General features: G+C 71.0%; 25 protein-coding genes. 8 read left to right on the top strand and 17 right to left on the bottom strand.

Translation table 11 applies throughout. The annotated features are described in order from the left end of the window. The 5 genes from LDL49_RS12155 to LDL49_RS12135 all read right to left on the bottom strand — a co-directional run bounded on the left by LDL49_RS12155 (position 1) and on the right by LDL49_RS12135 (position 4031). Complete coding sequence (locus tag LDL49_RS12155) at positions 1-477, bottom strand: hypothetical protein (RefSeq protein ID WP_225291102.1); 477 nt, start codon at positions 475-477, stop codon at positions 1-3. Positions 478-806: 329 nt separating this feature from the next. Further along, the gene (locus LDL49_RS12150) at positions 807-1442 is read right to left on the bottom strand and encodes an SRPBCC family protein (RefSeq protein WP_225291101.1); all 636 of its coding nucleotides are present in this window, start codon (positions 1440-1442) and stop codon (positions 807-809) included. A gap of 66 nt (positions 1443-1508) precedes the next feature. Next, positions 1509-2405 carry an AEC family transporter gene (locus LDL49_RS12145; RefSeq protein ID WP_225291100.1) on the bottom strand — a complete coding sequence of 299 codons (897 nt, stop codon included), beginning with the start codon at positions 2403-2405 and terminating at the stop codon, positions 1509-1511. A gap of 162 nt (positions 2406-2567) precedes the next feature. Further along, positions 2568-3473: a CHRD domain-containing protein gene (locus tag LDL49_RS12140; protein WP_225291099.1), complete on the bottom strand. Its 906-nt coding sequence runs from the start codon at positions 3471-3473 to the stop codon at positions 2568-2570. Positions 3474-3668: 195 nt separating this feature from the next. After that, the gene (locus LDL49_RS12135) at positions 3669-4031 is read right to left on the bottom strand and encodes a nuclear transport factor 2 family protein (RefSeq protein WP_225291098.1); all 363 of its coding nucleotides are present in this window, start codon (positions 4029-4031) and stop codon (positions 3669-3671) included. A gap of 173 nt (positions 4032-4204) precedes the next feature. Between LDL49_RS12135 and LDL49_RS12130 the strand changes: the two genes are divergently transcribed. Next, positions 4205-4750 (top strand): hypothetical protein, encoded by a 546-nt coding sequence (locus tag LDL49_RS12130; protein WP_225291097.1) that lies wholly within the window; start codon positions 4205-4207, stop codon positions 4748-4750. Positions 4751-4812: 62 nt separating this feature from the next. Continuing rightward, positions 4813-5442, top strand: coding sequence for a TetR/AcrR family transcriptional regulator (locus LDL49_RS12125; protein WP_225291096.1), 630 nt, complete (start codon positions 4813-4815; stop codon positions 5440-5442). A gap of 69 nt (positions 5443-5511) precedes the next feature. Here LDL49_RS12125 and LDL49_RS12120 read toward each other — a convergent pair whose 3' ends face one another. The 8 genes from LDL49_RS12120 to paaA all read right to left on the bottom strand — a co-directional run bounded on the left by LDL49_RS12120 (position 5512) and on the right by paaA (position 11184). Further along, positions 5512-6363 carry a 3-hydroxyacyl-CoA dehydrogenase family protein gene (locus LDL49_RS12120; protein WP_225291095.1) on the bottom strand — a complete coding sequence of 284 codons (852 nt, stop codon included), beginning with the start codon at positions 6361-6363 and terminating at the stop codon, positions 5512-5514. Beyond that, positions 6360-7100 (bottom strand): enoyl-CoA hydratase/isomerase family protein, encoded by a 741-nt coding sequence (locus LDL49_RS12115; RefSeq protein ID WP_225291094.1) that lies wholly within the window; start codon positions 7098-7100, stop codon positions 6360-6362. Before LDL49_RS12115 ends, LDL49_RS12120 begins: the two co-directional genes overlap by 4 nt. Further along, positions 7097-7246: a hypothetical protein gene (locus tag LDL49_RS12110; RefSeq protein WP_225291093.1), complete on the bottom strand. Its 150-nt coding sequence runs from the start codon at positions 7244-7246 to the stop codon at positions 7097-7099. Before LDL49_RS12110 ends, LDL49_RS12115 begins: the two co-directional genes overlap by 4 nt. A 71-nt stretch (positions 7247-7317) precedes the next feature. Then, on the bottom strand, positions 7318-8409 hold the full coding sequence (paaE, locus tag LDL49_RS12105) for a 1,2-phenylacetyl-CoA epoxidase subunit PaaE (protein ID WP_225291092.1): 1092 nt from the start codon (positions 8407-8409) through the stop codon (positions 7318-7320). Position 8410: 1 nt separating this feature from the next. Further along, positions 8411-8923: a 1,2-phenylacetyl-CoA epoxidase subunit PaaD gene (paaD, locus tag LDL49_RS12100; protein ID WP_225291091.1), complete on the bottom strand. Its 513-nt coding sequence runs from the start codon at positions 8921-8923 to the stop codon at positions 8411-8413. Continuing rightward, positions 8920-9837, bottom strand: coding sequence for a 1,2-phenylacetyl-CoA epoxidase subunit PaaC (paaC, locus tag LDL49_RS12095; RefSeq protein ID WP_225291090.1), 918 nt, complete (start codon positions 9835-9837; stop codon positions 8920-8922). The genes paaD and paaC overlap by 4 nt, the downstream gene beginning before the upstream one ends. A 58-nt stretch (positions 9838-9895) precedes the next feature. Continuing rightward, positions 9896-10189, bottom strand: coding sequence for a 1,2-phenylacetyl-CoA epoxidase subunit PaaB (gene paaB / locus LDL49_RS12090; protein ID WP_225291089.1), 294 nt, complete (start codon positions 10187-10189; stop codon positions 9896-9898). Further along, positions 10186-11184, bottom strand: a complete 999-nt coding sequence (gene paaA / locus LDL49_RS12085; RefSeq protein ID WP_225291088.1) for a 1,2-phenylacetyl-CoA epoxidase subunit PaaA — start codon at positions 11182-11184, stop codon at positions 10186-10188. Before paaA ends, paaB begins: the two co-directional genes overlap by 4 nt. Positions 11185-11358: 174 nt before the next feature. On the opposite strand from paaA, the gene paaZ reads away from it, so the two are divergent. Further along, complete coding sequence (gene paaZ, locus LDL49_RS12080) at positions 11359-13413, top strand: phenylacetic acid degradation bifunctional protein PaaZ (RefSeq protein ID WP_225291087.1); 2055 nt, start codon at positions 11359-11361, stop codon at positions 13411-13413. A gap of 1 nt (position 13414) precedes the next feature. Next, a complete protein-coding gene (locus tag LDL49_RS12075; protein ID WP_225291086.1) occupies positions 13415-14248 on the top strand; it encodes an enoyl-CoA hydratase/isomerase family protein in 834 nt (277 codons plus the stop codon). A gap of 123 nt (positions 14249-14371) precedes the next feature. On the opposite strand, the gene LDL49_RS12070 is transcribed toward LDL49_RS12075, so the two are convergent. Then, positions 14372-14782, bottom strand: coding sequence for a zinc-binding metallopeptidase family protein (locus tag LDL49_RS12070; protein ID WP_225291085.1), 411 nt, complete (start codon positions 14780-14782; stop codon positions 14372-14374). 449 nt (positions 14783-15231) lie between these two features. Next, positions 15232-15756: an aldehyde dehydrogenase family protein gene (locus LDL49_RS12065; RefSeq protein ID WP_225291435.1), complete on the bottom strand. Its 525-nt coding sequence runs from the start codon at positions 15754-15756 to the stop codon at positions 15232-15234. Positions 15757-15813: 57 nt separating this feature from the next. On the opposite strand from LDL49_RS12065, the gene LDL49_RS12060 reads away from it, so the two are divergent. Next, on the top strand, positions 15814-16311 hold the full coding sequence (locus tag LDL49_RS12060) for a GbsR/MarR family transcriptional regulator (RefSeq protein ID WP_225291084.1): 498 nt from the start codon (positions 15814-15816) through the stop codon (positions 16309-16311). Between the two features lies 1 nt (position 16312). Here LDL49_RS12060 and LDL49_RS12055 read toward each other — a convergent pair whose 3' ends face one another. Next, a complete protein-coding gene (locus LDL49_RS12055) occupies positions 16313-16822 on the bottom strand; it encodes an Lrp/AsnC family transcriptional regulator (RefSeq protein ID WP_225291083.1) in 510 nt (169 codons plus the stop codon). Between the two features lie 120 nt (positions 16823-16942). Here LDL49_RS12055 and pdhA point away from each other — a divergent pair, with 120 nt between their 5' ends. From pdhA to LDL49_RS12040, 3 genes are read left to right on the top strand one after another with little or no spacing between them, the layout of a single operon-like run. Continuing rightward, positions 16943-18049 (top strand): pyruvate dehydrogenase (acetyl-transferring) E1 component subunit alpha, encoded by a 1107-nt coding sequence (gene pdhA / locus LDL49_RS12050; protein WP_225291082.1) that lies wholly within the window; start codon positions 16943-16945, stop codon positions 18047-18049. Between the two features lies 1 nt (position 18050). Beyond that, on the top strand, positions 18051-19067 hold the full coding sequence (locus tag LDL49_RS12045) for an alpha-ketoacid dehydrogenase subunit beta (protein ID WP_225291081.1): 1017 nt from the start codon (positions 18051-18053) through the stop codon (positions 19065-19067). Continuing rightward, positions 19064-20656 carry a dihydrolipoamide acetyltransferase family protein gene (locus LDL49_RS12040; protein WP_225291080.1) on the top strand — a complete coding sequence of 531 codons (1593 nt, stop codon included), beginning with the start codon at positions 19064-19066 and terminating at the stop codon, positions 20654-20656. Before LDL49_RS12045 ends, LDL49_RS12040 begins: the two co-directional genes overlap by 4 nt. Before the next feature lie 94 nt (positions 20657-20750). Here the strand turns inward: LDL49_RS12040 and LDL49_RS12035 are convergent, their stop codons facing one another. Continuing rightward, a complete protein-coding gene (locus LDL49_RS12035; RefSeq protein ID WP_225291079.1) occupies positions 20751-21221 on the bottom strand; it encodes a MarR family winged helix-turn-helix transcriptional regulator in 471 nt (156 codons plus the stop codon). Positions 21222-21311: the final 90 nt, after the last annotated feature.

Here is a 21311-nt window from a genome sequence, read left to right as displayed (position 1 = left end):
CTATCCGCAGTTGTCCCACTTCGCACGGCCCCCGCTGGCGACGGCCGGGTCGTGGCCGAGCGGCTTGATCGTGCCCCAGAACTTCACGCACCTGCCCTGGGCCCAGTACTTCACCGGTCCCGCGTAGGACTTGAAGTTGCCGCGGTCGGAACGCACGATCGGGCTCTGCTTCGTGTCCTTGATCGGCTTGGCCATGATCGTGAGCTCGGCGGTGACCGGGGTCTTCGTGCCGACGAAGCTCGACTTGATCGTCACCACGCAGTTGTAGCCGTTGCCGCGGTTGTAGAGCAGGTAGACCGTGCCGTACCGGCGGCCGCTCGAGGTCTTGACCGGCTGGGTGCCGCCGGTGATGCGCCCGTAACCGGAGCCGCAGATGCTCTCCGGGCTCGCGGCCGCGGCGGCGTTCGCCGGGCTCGCTATGACACCGCTGAGGCAGAGTGCCGCCGTAAAGATTGCCGCCTTTGTCGGCATTCTCACCTGATTGTCCCTTCATAGGCCACTTGACTGATGATCTCGACAAGCATGCCCGAAATTTGGTTATCGGTCCAGGTTTTAGGAGTTAACAGCAGGGGAGCCCTACCGGCCCGTGCGCAGCCGGTCATGGGCGAGGATGAGCCGGCTCAGTCGCCTTGCTGTTCGTGGGCTGCCTGGGCGGCGAGGATGGCGTTCGCGTGATCCCGGATCCAGTCCGACAGCGCCTGGAGGGGCTCGGTGATCATCCCCGTGGACGCCGGCTACCGCATCCTGCCCGGCTGAGGGCAGGACGCGGTAAGGGCATCACCTCTCGAACGTGACCGCCCGGCCTGTCACAGTCGGCCGCTCTCGATGGCCTCCTTCAGCGCCACCTGGGTCTGCTGGTGGGAGGAGACGCCGTTGGTCACGGTGAAGTCGATGAGCAGGACGTTCGCCTCGAACGTCAGGTGCTCGGTCACCCGGGTCTGGCCGCCGCCCAGGTCGGTGAAGTCGATCCGCTGGTGGGTGACGACGTTCGGCATGGTCCAGGTGTCGGTCTCGTAGAAGTACTCCGCGGCGTGGATGCGCTGCTGGGCGTGCGTGTTGGCGGTGACGGGCACCCCATCGGTGACCGGGACGTCCTCGACGGCCGTGAAGTTGATGTACCGCAGGCCGTCCTGGACGTAGTCGGCGTGGGTGGCGACGCGCTTCAGGAAGGGGTGCAGCCCGATGTGGTGGTTGATGTCGGAGTACGCCGCGAAGACGTGGTCAAGGGGGGCGGCGATGTCGATCGAGAGGTCACGGGTGACCGCGGTCCGGCCGTCCAGGGGGAGGGGGCCGGCCAGGTGCTCGTAGAACCGGTAGGTGTCCCAGGCGAGCTGCCACTGGGTGGCGAGCAGCGGGTCGCTGTCGGCGCGGGCGGGGGTGCCGCTCAGGACGAGGGTCACGATGAGCAGGGGGGCGGTTAATAGGCGCAGAAGTTTCGGCACGGGTACCTCATGGAGCTGAGTTCGATGATACGAGTACCTTCTACCGGAAAGATGTCCGGTTAGCGATCATTTGGGGGCGAGCGCGCCCGCGCCCCCGGCCAGCACGGCGATCACCGACAGGGTGGCCAGCGACAGGACGCTCGAGACCAGGATGGTGTCGCGGGGCAGCTCGGTGGGCCGCCCGTACTCGGCGGCGTAGACGTAGGTGTTCTGCGCGGTGGGCAGCCCGGCGAACAGGACGGCCGCGAACAGCGCATGGCCGTCGAGATGGAGCAGGAACCGCCCGGCAAGGAACGCCACCAGCGGCTGGACCAGCAGCTTGAGCGTCACCACCGGAGCGACCCGGCGCCAGGCGACGGCCGAGCCGTTCAGCGACATGCCCAGCGCGAACAGCGCCAGCGGCACCGCCGCGCCACCGAGCAGGTCCAGCGGCCGCATCACGGGCTCGGGCAGACGCCAGCCGAAGGCGGACATGCCCAGGCCGAGCACCGATGCCACCACGATCGGCATCCGCAGCGGGGCCAGCAGGGAGGAGCGTTCGACGCCCAGGCCCAGGAAGATCAGCGGAGACATCACCAGCACCTGGAAGATCAGCACCGACACCACGAAGGTCGCGTCGTGCAGGACGTACAGGCCGATGGGGATGCCGAGGTTGCCGGCGTTGACGTAGGCCGACGACATCGCCCCGATCACCCGGTCGGGCAGCTTGCCGCGCAGCGTCACGAGCGCGAGCACGCCGACCACGACGGTGCTGATCGCGAAGGCGAGCAGCGGTCGCGGCTGGATCTGGCTGAGCGGCGTACGGCTGAGCGTGGTGAACAGTACGGCGGGCATGGCGATGGTGAAGGTGAACCCCGTGAGCGCCTGCTGGAACTGCCCGCTCGCCACCCGGAAACGCCCGGTCAGCCACCCGAGGGCGCCGATGATCCAGATGGGGGTGAACGCCGTCACTACCGTAAGCATTGGACACACCGTACCCATCGCCGGAACGCGCGCCGAGGGCGGGTCGTCGTGGAGAGTGCTGGTCGCGTGCGGTTCGGCGGTCCTTTTCGAGGCCGGTCGGGGTCGGCCGAGACGCACGGCGCGGGCCGGCCTGATCGGCCGGCCCGCGCGGTATCGGGGGTCTTACCAGCCGCCGCCGTGGAGCTGGCCGCGCACCGCGCCGCCGGGGAACTCGCCGGTGTGCAGGTTGACGTACCAGTTCTTCGGGTTGTGCCTGATCCCGCCGGCGACCTTGGCGGAGGTGCTCGCCGTGCCCGCGATGCCGTTGATCCCGGCGGGCAGGCCGTTGGCGTCACTGAAGAAGTTCACGACCACGGGGCCGTTCTTGCCCTTCTTGCCGCGGTGGATGTGCCCGTTCGTCGGCGCGGCGATCTTCTTCCAGATGGTGGCGAAGTGCACCTGGGTGCCCTTGACCCAGACGAGCCATGCGGCCCGCCCGTCCTTGTCGCCCACCTTCGTCCCGGGCGCCGGGACCTCCTGGTGGCCGTCGGCCGAGGCGGTCAGTGTGGAGCGCGAGCCGTTCGCCAGCACCGACTCGAGCGCCACTGGGCGGATCTTGTAGAGCTGGCCGCGGACGGCACCGCCGGGGAACTCGCCGGTGTGCAGGTTGGCGTACCACTTCTTGGGATTGTTCTTGATCCGGTTGAGCAGGCCGGAGTCGCTGACCTTGACGGTCCCCTTCACGGCGCTCAGGCTGCCGGGCAGCGCCTCGCCGAAGAACGGGATCTTGACGTCGCCGTTCTTGCCCGCCTTGCCTTGGTGGATGTGGAACGCGGTCGGGGCGGCGATGTTCTGCCAGCGAATGGCGTAATCGACCTGGTTTCCATGGATATGGAATACGGCGACCGCGCTGCCGTTCTTGTCGCCGACCTTCGCGCCCGCCGCGGGCACCTCGTTCTTGCCCAGCAGCGAGGCGGCCAGGTAGACATCGGAGCTCGTGCTCGCCTGCGCCGCGGCGGGCGCGAGGCCACCCGCGACCAGAGCGGTGGCGAGAACCAGGCCGGGGACGGTGAGGATGCGCTTCGTCATGATGAACCTTTCGGGCGCCTCGAGGGTGAGGCTCATAGCTGGGTTGACGCACGGTTGTACGGGGTGCGGCAGCAGCCGGGTTCAACGGCGGAACGTGTAGAAATACGCACAGGAAAAAGCGCGTCAGATATGGATTTACCTTGTAAAGGCGCGCGCCGCTTAAAGCGATCTTGCAAGGCGAGACATCCGACCTGACTAAGCCGCGTAGACGGGCGCGAGATCGATGAAGATGCGGTAGTCCGAGATCAGACCGTCCTCGCGGGTACGCCAGATGGACACGGCCGCGACGCTGGCATCCTTGCCGTCGAGCCGCCGGTAGGTGACCTCGGTCTCGGCGATGGTGTCGGCGTCCACCTGCCAGCTCCGGACGATCCGGTGCCGCAGGCCGCCGATGGTGGAGAAGAACGTCCGCAGCCCGGCGGCGATGGCCTCGCGGCCCACCGTCGGCTCGGCGTTGCCGAACACCAACGTGGCGTCCTCGGCCAGCAACTGGGCGAACTTGTCGGGGTCGAACAAATCGACCACCTGGAAAACGCGTCGTGCCACATCGTCGGACATGCCGATCATTCCTTACGTGGTCGTCGGGGCCGCTGATGGGGACGATACGGAATCAAGCGCCATGCGCAACTGTCGCGAAGGTGGTTCCCGCATCCTTGTGAATAACGGATAGGCGATCAGAGCGGGTTCTTCTATGTTTGGTCTGATCGGCGACCCTCAAGGAGATGTGCACTGTGAAGAGCATTATCGAAGGAACCCCATTACGCACCGGCGTCGTCGCGGCCGTCGCGCTGGCCGGTGGCCTGCTGACCGCTTCGCCGGCCGGCGCCGTCGTGGCCGGCGAGCGTACCGCCGCTTCGGCGGTTTCCCCGGCGGCCGACTCTGCCGCCGCCGCGCGCCCGCGTAATGGCAAGATCCTCTACGACCGCGTCAGCGGCGGCCAGGGCACCCTCAAGATCAAGAACGGGACCTCCAGGGACGGCGTCGTCACTCTGGTCAAGGGCAGGACCAAGGCGATCAGCATCTACGTTCGCGCCCGGTCCTCCGCCAGCGTGAGGGACGTCAGGGACGGGACGTACCGGGTCTACTTCACCACCGGCTCCCGGTTCAGGACGTCGAAGGGCAGGTTCAGCCAGAGCGCCGTGTACCAGCGGTTCAACGATCGGCTGAAGTTCACCACGACCGCCACCTCAAGGAGCGTCTGGACCCTGACCCTCAACCCGATCAGAGGCGGCAACGCGCGGACCACCTCGATCAACCCCAAGGACTTCCCGGCCTGAGCAAGGCGAGCACGGGGCGCGGGGACGCCGGGGCGCCTGAGCTGCCGTGAGATCCTTCATGCGTGACGACGACCGAGCCCGCCGAGCCGACTCCGCGCCGTGGTCGTGGCCGTCCCGGCTACGACCAGGCCGCGATCCTGCGCACCGCCGTGGAGCTGTTCAACCGCAAGGGGTACGACGCCACGAGCATGGGAGACCTGGCCAAGGAGCTCGGACTGACGAAGCCGGCCATCTACCACCACGTCACGAGCAAGGAGCAACTGCTCAGCCAGGCGTTGGACGACGCTCTCGACGAGCTCACCGCCGTCGTGACCGCGGCCTCTGGCGATCGGGCCGGCGCGACGGCGTACGAACGCCTGCGTGAGGTGCTGCGGCGCAGCGTCGAGGTTCTCGTGGCACACCAGCCCTCCGTCACGCTCCTGCTCCGGGTGCGCGGCAACAGCGGGATCGAACTGGCCGCCCTGGAGCGGCGGCGCTGGCTCGACGACCGCCTCGCCGCGCTCGTCGCGGACGCCGTCGCGGAGGGCTCCCTGCGCGACGACGTGCCGCCGACGCTCGTGAGCCGGCTGCTGTTCGGCATGGTGAACTCGCTGGTCGAGTGGTATCGACCGGACGGCGTGTACGACGCGGCGGCGGTCGCCGACGCCATCACCGTCATCGCCTTCGACGGCTTGGCCCGACACCACGCCTGAACCCCGCGCGCCCGCGTCAGGCCCGGAACCTCAACCCGCGCGACCGCGCCCGCCTCAGGGCCTGCGTGCTCACCACGTGTAGAAGCCCTGGCCCGTCTTGCGGCCCAGGTGCCCGGCGGTGACGAGGTCGCGCAGGATCCGCGGCGGCTCGAAACGGGGTCCCAGCTCGCGCGCCAGGTGTTCGGCGATCGCGAGCCGCACGTCGAGTCCGACCACGTCGGTGGTCCGCAGCGGTCCCATCGGGTGCCGGTAGCCGAGCGTCATCGCCGTGTCGATGTCGGCCGCGCTCGCGACGCCCTCCTCCAGCATCCGCATCGCCTCCAGCGCCAGGCAGACGCCGAGGCGGCTGCTCGCGAAACCTGGCGAGTCCGCGACGGTGATCGGGGTCTTGCCGAGGGCCGTGACCCACTCCTGTGCCCGCGTCACGAGTGCCGGCTCGGTGCGGGGCCCGGTGACGATCTCGACGAGGTCGCTGACCGGGACGGGGTTGAAGAAGTGCAGCCCGAGGAAGCGGCCCGGCGAGGCCAGATCGGCGGCGAGCCCGCCGATCGACAGGCTGCTGGTGTTCGAGGCGAGCACCGCGTCCGGCGCCCGCTGCTCGACCAGGGCGAGCACCTCGGCCTTGAGCGCCGCGTCCTCCGGGACCGCCTCGACGACGAGCTCGCACGAGGCCAGCTCGCCCGGATCGGTCGTGGTCCGCAGCCGGGCCAGGACGTCCGGGAGCGGGACGCCGAGCCTGCCTTTCGCATGGGCCTTGGCCAGGCTGTCGCCCACCCGTGCCTTGGCCTGGTCGGCCGCCTCGGGGCCGTTCTCCACGACGATCACGTGACTGCCCGAGGCGAGGAACGCGTGCGCGATCCCGGACCCCATCCGCCCGCCGCCGAAGACCCCCACCGTCCGTGGCAGAGCACCGCCGGTCATGAGCTTCGCTCCTGTCGCCGGTTCAGGAATGCCGTCATGCGGGCGTGTTTCTCCTCCGTCTCGAACAGGACCGCCTGTGCGAGATCGTCGACGAACGGGTGCGCGGCCCGCGGGGCGTGGAAGACGGCCTTGGTCAGCCGCGTCGCCAGCGGTGCCCGCGCGGTGATGCGGTCGGCGAGCCGATGTCCCGCGGCCAGCAGGTCTTCGGGCTCCACGACGTCGTTGAGCAGGTATACGGCCCGCGCCTCCTCAGCCGTGAGGACACGGCCCGCGAGGAGGATCTCCTTGGCCAGGGGTTCCCCGACGAGCTCGGCGAGGCGCCAGGCCGCGCCGGCCGCCGCGACGATGCCGAGGTCCGTCTCCGGGTTGCCGATCCGCGCCCGCGGCGTGCCGATCCGGAAGTCGCAGGCATACGCGAGCTCGGCCCCGCCGCCCAGGGCGTACCCGTCGATGAGGGCCACGGTCGGCATCGGCAGCCGGTGGATCCGGTCGAAGATCTTCGAGTTGATGCCCCGCAGCGCGTCGTCCCGGTTGCGCTCGCGGAGCTGGGCGATGTCCGCTCCGGCCGCGAAGGCCGGCCCCTCGCCGGTCAGGAGTACGACGCGCGGCTCCTCTTCGACGGCGGCGCACGCCTGGTGGAGCGCGGCGACCAGCTCGCGGTCGATCGCGTTGCGGACCTCGGGTCTGTTGAGCCGCCACACGACCCGGTCGGCGCCTTCCTCGACGATCAGCGTCATGACCGCTCCACCAGGAGAGCGCTGCCCTGGCCGACGCCGACGCACATGGTCGCCGGCCCGCGCCGGCCTCCGGAGCGTTCGAGCCGGCCGAGCAGGGTGACGAGGATCGGCGTCCGTACGCCGGAGACGACGAAGGCTTCGGTCACGAAGAGCTCCTGTGGTCGGAAAACGAACAGAACATCGGCCGACGAAAGCAACGTCGGGCGGCGAAAGATGGTCAGGCGTCGTAGTCGACCGTGACGTTCTGGCTCACCGGAAACGTCTGGCAGGTGAGGACGAACCCGGCCGCCACCTCGGACTCTTCCAGGGCGTAGTTACGGCGCATGTCCACCTCCCCCTCGCGGACGACGGCGCGGCACGTCCCGCAGACCCCGCCCTTGCAGGCGAACGGCAGGTCGGCCCGCGTCTCCTGGGCGCCGTCGAGGAGCGTCGTCTCCCGGGAGACGGTCGACGTCGTACGCAGGCCGTCGAGCACGGTCGTCAGCACGCTGCTCGCGCCGGTCGTCATCCTGTCGGCCCGCCGCGGCGGTGGCGGGGGCGCGTCGGCATAGAAGAGCTCGACGTGGACGTTCCGTGCGGGGACGGCGAGTTCGGTGAGTACGGCCCGCGCGTCCTCGACCATGCGCAGCGGTCCGCACAGCCAGACGTGATCGAACGCCTCGACCGGAACCAGCTGGGTGAGCAGGCGACGCAGCCGGTCGCCGTCGAGCCGCCCCGAGAACAGCTCGACCTCACGTGGCTCGCGCGACAGCACGTGGACGACCTGAAGCCGCGGACCGTACCGGTTCTTCAGGTCGCCGAGTTCCTCCGTGAACATCACGGTACGGCTCGTCCGGTTGCCGTACAGGAGCGACACCTGGGCACCGGGATGGGCCAGCACCGTGGAGGCGACCGACAGCATCGGGGTGATGCCCGACCCGGCGGCGACGCACAGGTGCCGTTCTCCCAGCGCCGGGTCGGCCCGCCAGGAGCCGGTAGGAGCCTGCACCTCGATCCGCGTTCCCGGCACCACCTCGTGGACGAGCCAGGAGGAGAACAGCCCGTCCGGTATCTCGCGGACCCCGATACGCGGCGGGGCGCCGGCCGGTGCGCAGATCGAGTAGGACCGCCGGTGCTCCTGGCCGGCCACGAAGCGGCGGAGGGTGAGCGACTGCCCGGCCCGGAAGTCGTACACCTCGCGCAACTCCTCGGGCACCGCGAACGTGATCGCCACGGCGTCCTCGCACAGACGGTCCACCGCCGCCACGGTCAGCAGGTGGAAAGCGGCGGACGCCCGGGTCGTCGCGCGGCCGGGCGCGAGCGTGCTCATCTCATATCTCCTTGACATGCTCGAACGGCTCAAGGCAGTCGGTACAGCTGTAGAGGGCCTTGCAGGCGGTGGCGCCGAATTCGGAGACCAGGCGGGTGGCCGTCGAACCGCAGCGCGGGCAGGCCGGGGCGAGCCGTGGCGGGCCGAGCGTGAGCGCCACCGGCCCGGCCGGCCGGCGGGCGGGGCCGGGGGCCGACAGCCCGGCCTCCCGCAGGGCGGTCCGGCCGCGCTCGGAGATCCAGTCGCTCGACCAGGGCGGGTCGAGCACGACGCGCACCTCGACGCGGGGGAATCCCGCGTCGTTCAACCGGTGAACCAGGTCGTCGCGCATGGTGCCCATGGCCGGGCAGCCGGTGTAGGTAGGGGTGATCGAGGCGACGACGATCTCCTCGCCGTCCGTCGTCCGCTCGACGTCGACCCCGCGCAGCACACCGAGGTCGGCGAGGGTGAGCATCGGCATCTCGGGATCACGCACCTGCCCGGCGACCTCGACGGCCCGGTCGCGGGGGCTCACCAGCGCCCGCTCGGGTGTGCGCGTGCGACCACCTGCATCTCGGCGAGCAAGCCGCTGAGGGCCTCGGTGTGCGTGCCGTGCCGGCCCGTCCGTCCGCCCTCGCCCTCCAGGGGTGGACGGTCCGGGCGGGCGACGCCGCTCATGGCGAACACCTGGTCGAGGATGCCGTCCACCTCAGCGCGGGTGGTAGCGGGGTCGACGCCGACCCCGGCCCGCGCGAGCGAGAGCTCGACGGGGTGTGTGGCGACCAGTTCGGGCTGGTACGGCCACAGGTCGCCGAGGGCGGTGACGAGCCTGCGGCGCGACTCTTCGGTGCCCCCCGCCAGGGTGAGGAACCAGCGGGCCGCCCAGTCCCGGTGATAGGTGAGCTCCTTGACGCCCTTGGCCGCCACGTGGGCCAGCACCGTGTCGATGCTCGCGCGCAGCCGTTCCAGCAGCGCGAGCCGGGACACCGAGAACAGCAGCAGACGGACGATGACGTGCGCGAAGTCGCCGTTCGCCACCTCGGCGAGGCGCACGTTGCCGAACTGCCCGGCGTCACGGAAGAACGCCAGCGCGTCCTCCGCGGGCACCGGCGAGCCCTCCGGGAGGGCGGGCACCACAACGGGGTCCGCGGCGGCCGCCCGCGCCAGGAGCAGGCGGGCCTGGCCGAGCAGGTCGAGGGCGATGTTCGCCAGGGCGATGTCCTCTTCGAGGTCCGGCGCCCGGCTGCACCACTCGGACAGGCGCTGCGACATGATCAGCGCGTCGTCGCCGAGCATGAGGCAGTACGCGGCGAGCTCGGCGTGGTCGACGCCGTCGGGCACCGTCGTGTCGACGCCGGCCAGCGGGTCCTCGAAATCGGTGCCGAACGCCCACTGCGCGGAATCCCCGCCGATCAGGCCGTCGAAGACGCTGCCGTGGTCGTCGTTCATGGTGGTCCGCCTTCCGGACGTGTCGGTGGACTGGATGGATCGCGGTGGGTCGGCCAGGTCACATGTGCGGCACGTTCTCGGGGATCTCGTAGAACGTCGGGTGCCGGTAGACCTTGTCGCCGTTCGGCGCGAACAGCGGGTCCTTCTCGTCCGGGCTGGAGGCCGTGATGGCGTCGGTCCGTACGACCCAGATGCTCACACCCTCGTTGCGCCGCGTATAGACGTCGCGCGCGTGCCGCAGGGCCATCGCGTCGTCCGGAGCGTGCAGCGACCCGACATGGACGTGGTTGAGCCCGCGCTTGCCGCGGACGAACACCTCGTAGAGCGGCCATTCCCGCCGGTCCGCGCTCATCGGGCACCGGCCCCGCCGGACGGGCCCGCCGACGCCGAGGCGGCGACCTCGGCGGATCGGCTCGCGAATGCCGACGCCGCCTCGCGTACCCAGGCGCCGTCCTCGTGGGCCGTCCGGCGGTGGCGCAGGCGTTCGGCGTTGCACGGTCCGTCGCCGCGGATGACCGCGGCGAGCTCCGCCCAGTCCGGGTCGCCGAAGTCGTGGTGCCCGCGCTCCTCGTTCCACCGCAGGTCGGGGTCAGGCAGCGTCACCCCGAGCGCGTCGGCCTGCGGGACCGTCATGTCGACGAAGCGTTGGCGCAGCTCGTCGTTGGAGTTGCGCTTGACGCCCCACGCCATCGAGCGCGCGCTGTTGGGGGACTCGCCGTCCGGCGGGCCGAACATCATGAGCGACGGCCACCAGAACCGGTCGACCGACTCCTGGACCATGGCGCGCTGGGCGTCGGTGCCGCGCATCATCGTCATGAGCAGCTCATAGCCCTGCCGCTGATGGAAGGACTCCTCCTTGCAGATGCGGATCATGGCGCGCCCGTACGGTCCATAAGAGGTGCGGCAGAGCGGCACCTGGTTGCAGATCGCGGCTCCGTCGACGAGCCAGCCGATCGTGCCGACGTCGGCGTAGGACAGCGTCGGGTAGTTGAAGATCGAGGAGTACTTCTGCCGGCCGGCCAGCAGCAGCTCGGTCAGCTCGATGCGGGAGACGCCGAGGGTCTCGCACGCCGAGTACAGGTAGAGGCCGTGCCCGGCCTCGTCCTGCACCTTGGCCAGGAGGATCGCCTTGCGGCGCAGGGATGGGGCGCGGCCGATCCAGGCACCCTCGGGCTGCATGCCGATGATCTCGGAGTGCGCGTGCTGGGCGATCTGGCGTACCAGCGTCCTGCGGTAGTCGTCCGGCATCCAGTCGCGGGGCTCGATCCGGTCGTTACGCGCGATGGTCGCGTCGAACCCGGCCTGCAGCCGCTCCTGCAGTTCCGGCTCCGCCGGAGTCGTGGTCATCTCTCCTCCGAGACATCGGTCTTATTTACTTATCGCTCGGTCAGTAATACCATCGCATGAGTCCGGGGTCCCGCGCAACAGGCCGCCGTGACGGGGAATGTTCCAGAGGACGGATGCCCGCCCACCGCAGAACCGCAGCCCTGCAGACCTGCGGAACCGTAGAGAGGAGACAGCGTGAGCGCGCTGCTGGAGAGCTACGCCGCCGGACGATGGTTCCGGGCGGCGGATGACGGGCAACCCCTGCTCGACGCCGCCACGGGTGAGGAGGTCGCGCGAATCTCGAGCCGTGGGCTGGACGTCGCCGCGATGGTCCGGCACGCCCGGGACACCGGCGGCCCCGCGCTGCGATCCCTGACCTTCCACGAGCGGGCGGCCCTGCTCAAGGCACTGGCCAAGCACCTGTCCGGGCGGAAGGAGGAGCTCTACGCCCTGTCCGTACGGACCGGAGCCACCTCGCGGGACACGATGGTCGACGTGGACGGCGGCATCGGCACCCTGTTCAGCTACGCGAGCAAAGGGGTCCGCGAGCTGCCGAACGACACGGTGTTCCTCGACGGCGGCCTCGAACGCCTGGGCAAGGGCGGCACCTTCGTCGGCCAGCACCTCTACACCTCGCGACCGGGTGTCGCGGTGCAGATCAACGCCTTCAACTTCCCGGTCTGGGGCATGCTCGAGAAGCTGGCCCCGGCCTTCCTCGCCGGGCTGCCGTCGATCGTCAAGCCCGGGAGCCAGACCGCGTACCTCACCGAACTCGCCGTCCGGCTGATCATCGAGGCGGGGATCCTGCCCGAGGGCACGCTCCAGCTCGTCGCCGGCGGCGCGGGCGGGCTGCTCGACGAGCTGACGGTCCAGGACTCCGTCGCCTTCACCGGCTCGGCGCACACGGCGGGCGTCCTGCGCCGCCACCCGAACGTGCTCGACGGCGGCGTCCTGCTCGGCGTCGAGGCAGACTCGCTCAACTGCTCGATCCTCGGGCCGGATGTACAGCCGGACGATCCGGAGTTCGACCTGTTCGTCAAGGGCGTCGTCACCGAGATGACGGTCAAGGCGGGGCAGAAGTGCACGGCCATCCGCCGGGTGCTCGTCCCCGAGGCGATGGCCGACCAGGTGGTCGACGCGCTCGCCGCCCGCCTGGCGAAGGTGACCGTCGGCGACCCGCGCAACCCGGACGTGCGGATGGGCCCGCTCGCCGGCCTCGGCCAGCGCGACGAGGTGCGCAAGGCCGTCGAGGCGCTCAGGGCGGGTGCCGAGGTGATCTTCGGCGACCTGGAGGGCGCGGCCCTGCTCGACGGCGATGCCGAGCGCGGCGCCTTCATGACCCCGCTCGTGCTGCGCGCGCGCCCCGGCGCCGGCGAGCCGCACGACGTGGAGCCGTTCGGCCCGGTGAGCACCGTGCTCACCTACGACGGCGTCGAGGCGGCGGTCGCCCTCGCCGCTCGGGGCAAGGGGAGCCTCGTCGCCTCCGTCGTCACCCATGACCCGGAGATCGCGCGGTCCGTCGTGCTCGGGCTGGCGCCGTGGCACGGCCGGGTCCTCGTCCTGGACAGGGACGACGCCGGGGAGTCCACCGGGCACGGCTCGCCGCTGCCCGTCCTCGTCCACGGCGGCCCTGGCCGGGCCGGGAGCGGTGAGGAGCTCGGCGGTGTCCGCGGGGTTCTGCATCACATGCAGCGCACCGCCGTACAGGGTTCCCCGGCCCAGCTCACCGCGATCACCGGACGGTGGACGACGGGTGCCGCGCGCGTCGACTCCGGCGTCCACCCCTTCCGGAAGTCCTTGGCGGAGCTGCGCGTGGGCGACACGATCGCCTCCGCGCCGCGGACGGTGACGCTCGCGGACATCGAGCACTTCGCCGAGTTCACCGGGGACACCTTCTACGCGCACACCGACGCCGATGCCGCCGCCCGGAACCCGCTGTTCGGCGGCATCGTCGCCCACGGGTACCTCGTCGTGTCCCTCGCCGCCGGACTCTTCGTCGACCCCGCGCCCGGACCGGTCCTGGCGAACTTCGGCGTCGACGGACTGCGCTTCCTCACCCCGGTCAAGCCCGGCGACGCGATCGACGTGGCGCTGACCGTCAAGCAGATCACCCCGCGCGTCGGCGCGGACTACGGCGAGGTCCGCTGGGACGCCGTCGTGACCAACCAGGACGGCCAGGCGGTCGCCACCTACGACGTGCTGACCCTGGTGGCCAAGACCTGGCCGGCGACGTCCGCGCCGGAGGCCTGACATGCCCGGACCGAGCCAGGACGCGACGCCGGTCGTCCTTGAGCATGCCGAGAGTCCGATCGTCCTCGATCGTGACGGCGCCGTGGCCGTTCTCATCCTGAACCGCCCGGATCGCCGCAACGCGCTGGACGCCGGCATGAAGACGGCGTTGCGCCGGTCGCTCGAAGAGGCCGCGTCCGACGACGCCGTCCGCGCCGTACTGCTGACCGGCGCGGGCAACGCCTTCTGCGTCGGTCAGGACCTCGCCGAGCACGCGGCCGCCCTCCGTACCGACGCGGAGCACGCGTTCGACACTGTCGAGGAGGACTACGCGCCGATCGTCCGGCTCGTGGCCACGATGGGCAAGCCGGTGGTCGCGGCCGTCAACGGTACGTGCGTCGGCGCGGGGCTGGCCCTCGCGCTGGCCTGCGACCTGCGTGTCCTCGCCGAGGAGGCCGTCTTCGCGACGGCGTTCACCGGGATCGGGCTGACGTGCGACTCCGGGCTGTCCACGACGCTCACCCGGGCGGTCGGCGAGGCCCGGGCCAAGGAGCTCGTCCTGCTCGGCGAGTCCTTCACCGCTCAGCAGGCCGTCGCGTGGGGGATCTCGGGCCGCGTGGTCCCACGCGCGGACGTCGGTGCGGCGGGCCGTGAGCTCGCGGCCCGGCTCGCGACCGGGCCGACCGCCGCGTATGCCGCGTCCAAGCGGCTGATCGCGCAGTCCTGGGAGCGGGACCTCGGGACGGTACTCGCGGCAGAGGCGCGCGCCCAGGCGCAGTTGGGCCGGACCGCCGACCACGCCGGAGCGGTGGAGGCGTTCCTCGCCAAGCGCAAGCCCGTCTTCGAGGGGCACTGAACCACCGCCCCTGGGGTCCGAGCTCACCCCCTTCGGACATCGAGGGAGGCGCTGAGCTCGCGCCTCTCCGGTACGGCCTTCGCCCCGGTCACCGGTGAGGTGACCGGGGCGAACGCGGACTCCTTAACCGGGGCTCTGAGCGGATGCGGCGCGGGTGAGGTCGATGGCGGTCCACGCCATGGCGGTGGCGCCGTCCAATACCGCTCTGTCGGCGGCCGGAGTGGCGCAGGCCGCGGCGAACTCGGGCTGATGGTTGACCGCGGGCAGGCCGGTGCCGGCCTGGGTGACGATGCCGTGGACACGGTCACCGGCGCCCGTCTGCTGGCGCAGCAGCCCGATCGCCACCTGCGCGACGGTCATCGCGTCGGCCGCGTTGACGCCCAGCTCAGGGTAGGCGCCCGCATGGGCGGGTTTCCCGCGGTAGGAGATGTCGAACTGGGCGACGGCCGAGCCGGGCATCGCGTCCATCTCGACCGCGGCGGGATGGACCATCATCGCCGCGTCGAGCCCCGCGAACGCGCCCCGCTCCAGCATGAGGATCTTGCCGCCGCCGCCTTTCTTCCGCCGGAGTGCCGAGGACGGTCACCGTCAGCCCGAGATCGTCGGCGAGCCCGGCCAGTCCGGCCGCGGCGCCGACCGCGGCGGCGGCGATGATGTTGTGCCCGCAGGCGTGCCCGATCTGCGGCAGGGCATCGTATTCGGCGCAGATCCCGACGTGCAGCGGACCCGTTCCCACGGTCGCCCGGACGGCGGTGGGCAGGTCGTAGCAGCCGTGCCGGACGTCGAAACCGGCGGCGCTGAGCGCGTCCGCCACCCACGCGCTGGCCCGCGTCTCCTCGAAGGCCGGCTCGGGGTGGGAGTGGATGCGATGGGACAGCTCGACCAGGCGGCTGCTCCAGGCACCGACGGCGTCCGCGGCATGCCGCTTGGCGCCGGCCGCCACCTCACCTTTCACCACGCCCACTCCGCTCCCCTTGGGGTCGTCACGCGGACGGGGCGGTGTGGATCGAGACGGGGCGGGTGGCCGCGTCGTAGGCGGCCCGGGATCCGGTCGCCCCCATGCCGCTGTCACCCGCCGGCTCGTACAGCCGCTCGGGCCCGCCGCCCTGCCACTGGTTGACCCATACGACCCCGGCGGGGATGTCGCGAGCCGCGGCCATGTGCGCCGGATCATTGGTGTAGACGCTGGCGGCGAGGCCGAAACGCGTGCCGGCCGCCTTCTCCAGCCCCTCCTCGAAGGAGGAGACGACCTCGACCGGGGCGAGCGGGCCGAAGGTCTCCTCGGTCATGACCAGCATGGAGTCGTCCACGCCGGTGAGCACGGTGGCGGGGTAGAAGAAGCCCCTGCCCTCGGGCACGGTCCCGCCCGTGCGGACGGTGGCGCCGCGTTCGACCGCGTCGGTGACGTGCCGGTCCACGATGTCGCGCTGGCGCCGGTCGACCAGCGGGCCCAGCACTGTGCCCTCGTCGCGCCCCGAACCGCTGTTAGCCGGTAGACTGCCCTCCAGCGGAAAGTTCAGTCAATAGTGAAAGTTCATTTTTTTCTGAGCGATTGGAGTCCGGTGGTGTCCAGCCCCGTCGGCGACGATGGTTCCGGCGCTGAGAATCCCCTGATCGACGACTTCGGCCTGCACATCGGCCGGGCGATGGGCTGGCCGCCGATGGCCGGACGGGCCGCGGGCGTCCTCATGCTCAGGGAGGCGCCCATGACGATGGCGGAGCTGCAGGACGCCCTGAACGCGAGCAAGGGCTCGGTGTCGGAGACCACGCGCCTGCTGATGCTCAGCGGAACCGTGCGGCGCTTCAAGGAGCCGGGTTCCCGGCAGTACGTCTACGAATGGCGCGACGACGCCTGGAGCGGCTGCCTGCAGCACCAGCTGGAGCAGACGACCGAGTTGCTGACCCTGGCCGAGAGCGCGCGGCGGCGCGCGGCCGACCTGCCCGAGCGGCAGGGCACGCGCCTGCGGGAGATGCACGAGTACTACACCTTCATGGTGCGCAGCCTCGACGCGCTCCTGGAGGAGTACCAGGCCTTCCGGGGCGCGCGCGAGTCCGCGAAGTAGCTCAGCCCTCCCGCGCTCCCCAGTCCGCGCCCCGGCCGCGCGCCTCGTCGAACACCAGCCAGGTGCGCGTGGCCCGGACGCCGGGGATGTCCTGGATGCGTTCCAGCACCACCTGCCTGAGCGCCGCGTTGTCCGGCGTCCTGACCAGGGCCAGGACGTCGTAGTCGCCGCCGACCATCGCGAAGTGCTCGACGTACGGGATGCCCCGGAGCCTGGCCGAGACCGTGCGCCAGGAGTTCTGCTCGATGGTGACCGAGACGTACGCGCTGGTGCCCAGGCCCGCCTTGTGCGGGGCGAGTTCGGCCGTGAAGCCGGTGATCACCCCGTCGTCCATCAGCCGCGTGAGGCGGGCGTAGGCGTTGGCGCGGGAGATGTGGACGCGCTCGGCGAGGGTCCGCATCGACATCCGGCCGTCGCGCAGCAGCTCAGCGATGATCGCGCGGTCCACCCCGTCTAGCTTGCTGGCCGAATGTCCCGGCCAGACCCCCTCGACGCCCTCGTCGGCTGACATTTGGCTCTCCCCACGTCCCGATTAAACCCATTTGTCGCTCATCATGCCTGATGTCTTGAACAGATGGCCCAGGAGGCAGACGCTTTCCCTGTCAAATGTCCAGAGAAAGTGAGCGTCGCGATGTCCGTGCGGACGAGCCGCCAAGCGGTCGACGGCCTTCTCCCCTCACCCGAGCCGGTGCGCTTCATCGCCGAGGACGGTACGGCCGTTCCGGCGCCCGCCGGTTACCCGGCGCCCGCGGACGAGCAGCTGCTGGAGGCGTACCGCCGGATGGTCCTGGGCCGCCGCTTCGACCGTCAGGCCACCGCGCTGACCAAGCAGGGTCGGCTCGCCGTCTACCCGTCCAGCCGCGGGCAGGAGGCCTGCCAGATCGCCGGTGTGCTCGCGCTGCGCGAGGACGACTGGCTGTTCCCCACCTACCGGGACTGCGTGGCCCTGGTCTCCCGCGGCATGGACCCCGTCGAGGTGCTCACCCTGCTGAGGGGCGGCTGGCACTGCGGGTACGACCCCGCCGCCACGCGGGTCGCGCCGCAGTGCACGCCGCTGGCCACCCAGACCGTGCACGCGGTCGGCATGGCCGAGGCCCTGCGCCGCAAGGGCGAGGACGGCGTCGTCATGGCCTTCATCGGCGACGGCGGCACCAGCGAGGGCGACTTCCACGAGGCGCTCAACTACGCCGCGGTCCTCCACGCCCCCGTCGTGTTCTTCGTGCAGAACAACAAGTACGCGATCTCGGTACCCCTGGCCAGGCAGACCGCGGCTCCCGCGCTGGCGTACAAGGGGATCGGCTACGGCATCCCGTCCGAGCAGGTGGACGGCAACGACCTCGTCGCGGTGCTGTCCGTCCTGACCGAGGCGGTGCGACGGGCGCGGAGCGGCGGCGGCCCCTTCCTGGTCGAGGCGCACACCTACCGCATGGACGCCCACACCAACGCCGACGACGCCACCCGGTACCGGGAGACGGAAGAAGTCGAGCGGTGGGAGTCGGCCGATCCCCTCGCCCGCCTGGAGACCTATCTGCGCGGCCGGGGCCTCCTGGACGACGAGGCCGTCGCCGCCGCGCACTCGGCCGCCGAGGAGTACGCCGCCCGCCTGCGCGACGAGATGAACGCCGACCCGGAGACGGACCCGTTCGAGCTGTTCGACCACGTCTTCGCCGAGCCCACACCCCAGCTGCGCGAGCAGCGGGCACTGCTGGCGGCCGAGCTGACCGCCCCGGAGGACTGACATGACCACGATGACGATGGCGCAGGCGCTGAACGCCGCGCTGCGGGACGCGCTGCGCGAAGACGAGCGGGTGCTCGTCTTCGGCGAGGACGTGGGCCCGCTGGGCGGCGTCTTCCGCGTCACCGACGGGCTGACCAAGGAGTTCGGCGAGGATCGGTGCTTCGACACCCCGCTGGCCGAAGCGGGGATCGTGGGCCTGGCCGTGGGCATGGCCATGGGTGGGTTCCGCCCGGCGGTCGAGATGCAGTTCGACGCCTTCGCCTACCCGGCCTTCGAACAGATCGCCTCCCACGTGGCCAAACTGCGCAACCGCACGCGCGGGCGGCTGTCGCTGCCGATGGTGATCCGGATCCCGTACGCGGGCGGCATCGGCGGTGTCGAGCACCACTGCGACTCCAGCGAGGCCTACTACGCGCACACGCCGGGGCTGAAGGTCGTGACCCCCGCGACCCCGGACGACGCGTACTGGCTGCTGCGCGACGCCATCGCCGACCCCGACCCGGTGGTCTTCATGGAGCCCAAGCGGCTGTACTGGTCCAAGGGCGAGATCACGCCCGCCGACCGGCGCGCCGGGGGGTTCGGGCAGGCGGTGGTACGGCGCGCGGGACGCGACGCGACACTGGTCGCCTATGGGCCGAGCGTCCCCGTGGCCCTCCAGGCCGCCGAATCCGCTGCCCAGGACGGCATCTCCCTGGAGGTGGTGGACCTGCGGACGATCGTCCCGTTCGACGACGAGACCGTCGTGGCCTCGGTACGCAAGACGGGCCGCTGCGTGGTGGTCCAGGAAGCCCAGGGGTTCGCCGGGGTGGGGGCGGAGATCGCGGCCCGCGTACAGGAGCGCTGCTTCCACTCCCTGGCCGCCCCCGTGCTACGCGTGGCGGGATTCGACATCCCTTACCCGCCTCCCATACTCGAGCACGCGCATCTGCCCGACGTCGACCGGATCCTCGACACGGTCGACCGGCTCCAGTTCGGCGACGAGCCCGATCTCCTTCACCTGGCCAGGGAGGTGTCATGACGACCACTGCGGCGCGGCAGGTGTTCCGCCTGCCCGACCTCGGCGAGGGCCTGACGGAAGCCGAGATCGTCGTATGGAAGGTCGCCGTCGGCGACACGGTCGAGATCGACGAGATCGTGGTGGAGGTCGAGACCGCCAAGGCGGCCGTGGAGGTGCCGGTCCCCTTCGCCGGGACCGTCCTGCGGCTCCACGCGCAGGCGGGCACGGTCCTGACGGTGGGCGAACCGCTCATCGAGGTCGGCCCCGCCGTCGACCAGGACACGGATCCCGCAGTGGCTCGCTACCGCGAAGAGGAACAGGCCGGTTCCGGCAATGTCCTGATCGGGTACGGCACCGGCCGCACGTCCGGCACGCGCCGTCGGCGCGGCGGCTCCCGCCGCGCCGACCGGAAGACTCCCGAAGCCGCACCGGCAGCATCCGCCTCCCCTCTTGCCGCCGAACCCGAGCTTTCGGCCGAACCGGAGCTTGCGCCGGGGCACGCACCAGAGCGCGCACCCCAGCACGTATCGGGACAGGCGCCGCAGCGCGCATCGGGGCAGGCGCTCCAGCACGTACCGGGGCAGGCGCCGCGCGTGGTCTCTCCGCTCGTCCGCCGGATCGCCCGCGAGCACGGACTGGATCTCGCGGGCATCACCCCCACCGGACCTCGCGGAGTGATCCTGCGCCGCGACGTCGAGCAGGCAATCGCCGACGCCGGCAAAGCGCCCGCGAACTCCGTGGCATCGCCCGCGCCTCCGCTCTCAACGACCGCAACGGCGCCCGCGTCCGCACTCTCCGCGACGGGAACCGCGCCCGCGTCTCCGCTCTCCGCGACGGGAACGGCGGCCGCTTCTGCGGGCGGCGCGACCGGAGCGGTGCCGCCCGCGTCTCCGCTCGGCTCGGCCGGGACGGCGTTGAGGGCGGAGCGCATCCCCCTGCGCGGGCTGCGGCGGGTGGTGGCCGACAAGCTGGCCCGCAGCCGCAGCGAGATCCCCGACGCCACCACCTGGGTGGACGTCGACGCCACCGGCCTGCTCGCGGTGAAGGACGCGCTGCGCCAGGACCGCCCGGAGCTCGGCATCGGCCTGCTCGCGCTCCTGGCCCGGATCTGCGTGGCCGGCCTGCGGCGCTTCCCCGAGCTGAACGCCTCGGTCGACACCGCCCGCGCCGAGATCGTCCGGCACGGTCACGTCAACCTCGGCTTCGCCGCGCAGACCGATCGCGGCCTCGTCGTGCCGGTGGTCCGGGACGCGCACCTGATGACGACCGCGGAACTCGCCGCGGAGCTGACCCGCCTCACCGGCTTCGCCCGCTCCGGCGGACTGCCTCCCACGGCGCTGACCGGGGGTACGTTCACGCTCAACAACTACGGGGTCTTCGGCGTGGACGGATCCACCCCGATCATCAACCATCCCGAGGCCGCGCTCCTCGGCGTCGGCCGCATCATTGACCGGCCCTGGGTGACCGGCGGCGCGGTCGTCCCCCGCAAGGTCACCCAGCTGTCATTGACCTTCGACCACCGCGTCTGCGACGGCGGCTCCGCCGGCGGCTTCCTGCGCTACGTGGCCGACTGCGTGGAGAACCCCGCGATCCTGCTCGCCCACGTGTAACGACCGGCACAAACTCGCCGACGTTTGGCGACCGGCACAGACTCGCCCGCACGGTCGAGGAGCGCGGGCCAGCGACCATCCGACCGGACTTCGACTAGCCCGTCCGTTCGCTGCCGCCGCGGGCCGGACGGGTGGACGGCCGCGGCCCCGTACGGTCGAGCACCCGCTGGAGGATGGCGGCGAGCCGGCTCAGCTCCTCCGGCTCGCAGCCGGCGAACGGGCTCTGCTCAAGCGTCACACGCATCACGCGCTCGCGTACGCGCCGGCCCTCCTCGGTCAGCACGACCACCCGCGAACGCCGGTCGTTGGCGTCCACGTCACGCGCGACGTACCCGCGCTCGACCAGCTGGTTGACGAGGAAGCTGAGATTGGGCGCGTTGCAGAACAGCCGGTCGGCCAGCACCTTCATCGAGGGCGCGGGCTCGGCGGGGTCGATGGCCCACAAGGCGTGCGCGGTCGCGAGCGTGAGCCTGAGCTCCTCGAGCGCCTCGGTGATGCGATCGCTGGTCAGCAGGGAGATCTCGTGGCTGGCCCGCACCACCAGCTCGAGCGGCTGGTCCGTCATGCCCCGAGGCTACCAGTTTGCTTCGAGACTCGAAGCTGTTACCTTGTCCTTGCTTCGAGTCTCGAAGTAAATCGCGCCGAGCACGAACAC

The sequence above is a fragment of the Nonomuraea aurantiaca genome, from assembly GCF_020215705.1.
GTDB lineage: Bacteria > Actinomycetota > Actinomycetes > Streptosporangiales > Streptosporangiaceae > Nonomuraea > Nonomuraea aurantiaca.
The sequence above is the reverse complement of the archived record's forward strand: the minus strand, read 5'-3'. Positions and strand labels throughout refer to the sequence as shown.

What these genes read in the sequence shown, in the direction of transcription:
- paaC (WP_225291090.1), bottom strand. Translation starts at nt 9,837, where the DNA reads ATGAACGACGACCACGGCAGCGTCTTCGACGGCCTGATCGGCGGGGAT.
- LDL49_RS12140 (WP_225291099.1), bottom strand. Translation starts at nt 3,473, where the DNA reads ATGACGAAGCGCATCCTCACCGTCCCCGGCCTGGTTCTCGCCACCGCT.
- paaA (WP_225291088.1), bottom strand. Translation starts at nt 11,184, where the DNA reads ATGACCACGACTCCGGCGGAGCCGGAACTGCAGGAGCGGCTGCAGGCC.
- LDL49_RS12075 (WP_225291086.1), top strand. Translation starts at nt 13,415, where the DNA reads ATGCCCGGACCGAGCCAGGACGCGACGCCGGTCGTCCTTGAGCATGCC.
- LDL49_RS12070 (WP_225291085.1), bottom strand. Translation starts at nt 14,782, where the DNA reads ATGCTGGAGCGGGGCGCGTTCGCGGGGCTCGACGCGGCGATGATGGTC.
- pdhA (WP_225291082.1), top strand. Translation starts at nt 16,943, where the DNA reads ATGTCCGTGCGGACGAGCCGCCAAGCGGTCGACGGCCTTCTCCCCTCA.
- LDL49_RS12120 (WP_225291095.1), bottom strand. Translation starts at nt 6,363, where the DNA reads ATGACCGGCGGTGCTCTGCCACGGACGGTGGGGGTCTTCGGCGGCGGG.
- paaE (WP_225291092.1), bottom strand. Translation starts at nt 8,409, where the DNA reads ATGAGCACGCTCGCGCCCGGCCGCGCGACGACCCGGGCGTCCGCCGCT.
- LDL49_RS12145 (WP_225291100.1), bottom strand. Translation starts at nt 2,405, where the DNA reads ATGCTTACGGTAGTGACGGCGTTCACCCCCATCTGGATCATCGGCGCC.
- paaB (WP_225291089.1), bottom strand. Translation starts at nt 10,189, where the DNA reads ATGAGCGCGGACCGGCGGGAATGGCCGCTCTACGAGGTGTTCGTCCGC.
- LDL49_RS12035 (WP_225291079.1), bottom strand. Translation starts at nt 21,221, where the DNA reads ATGACGGACCAGCCGCTCGAGCTGGTGGTGCGGGCCAGCCACGAGATC.
- LDL49_RS12055 (WP_225291083.1), bottom strand. Translation starts at nt 16,822, where the DNA reads ATGTCAGCCGACGAGGGCGTCGAGGGGGTCTGGCCGGGACATTCGGCC.
- LDL49_RS12045 (WP_225291081.1), top strand. Translation starts at nt 18,051, where the DNA reads ATGACCACGATGACGATGGCGCAGGCGCTGAACGCCGCGCTGCGGGAC.
- LDL49_RS12040 (WP_225291080.1), top strand. Translation starts at nt 19,064, where the DNA reads ATGACGACCACTGCGGCGCGGCAGGTGTTCCGCCTGCCCGACCTCGGC.
- LDL49_RS12135 (WP_225291098.1), bottom strand. Translation starts at nt 4,031, where the DNA reads ATGTCCGACGATGTGGCACGACGCGTTTTCCAGGTGGTCGATTTGTTC.
- LDL49_RS12115 (WP_225291094.1), bottom strand. Translation starts at nt 7,100, where the DNA reads ATGACGCTGATCGTCGAGGAAGGCGCCGACCGGGTCGTGTGGCGGCTC.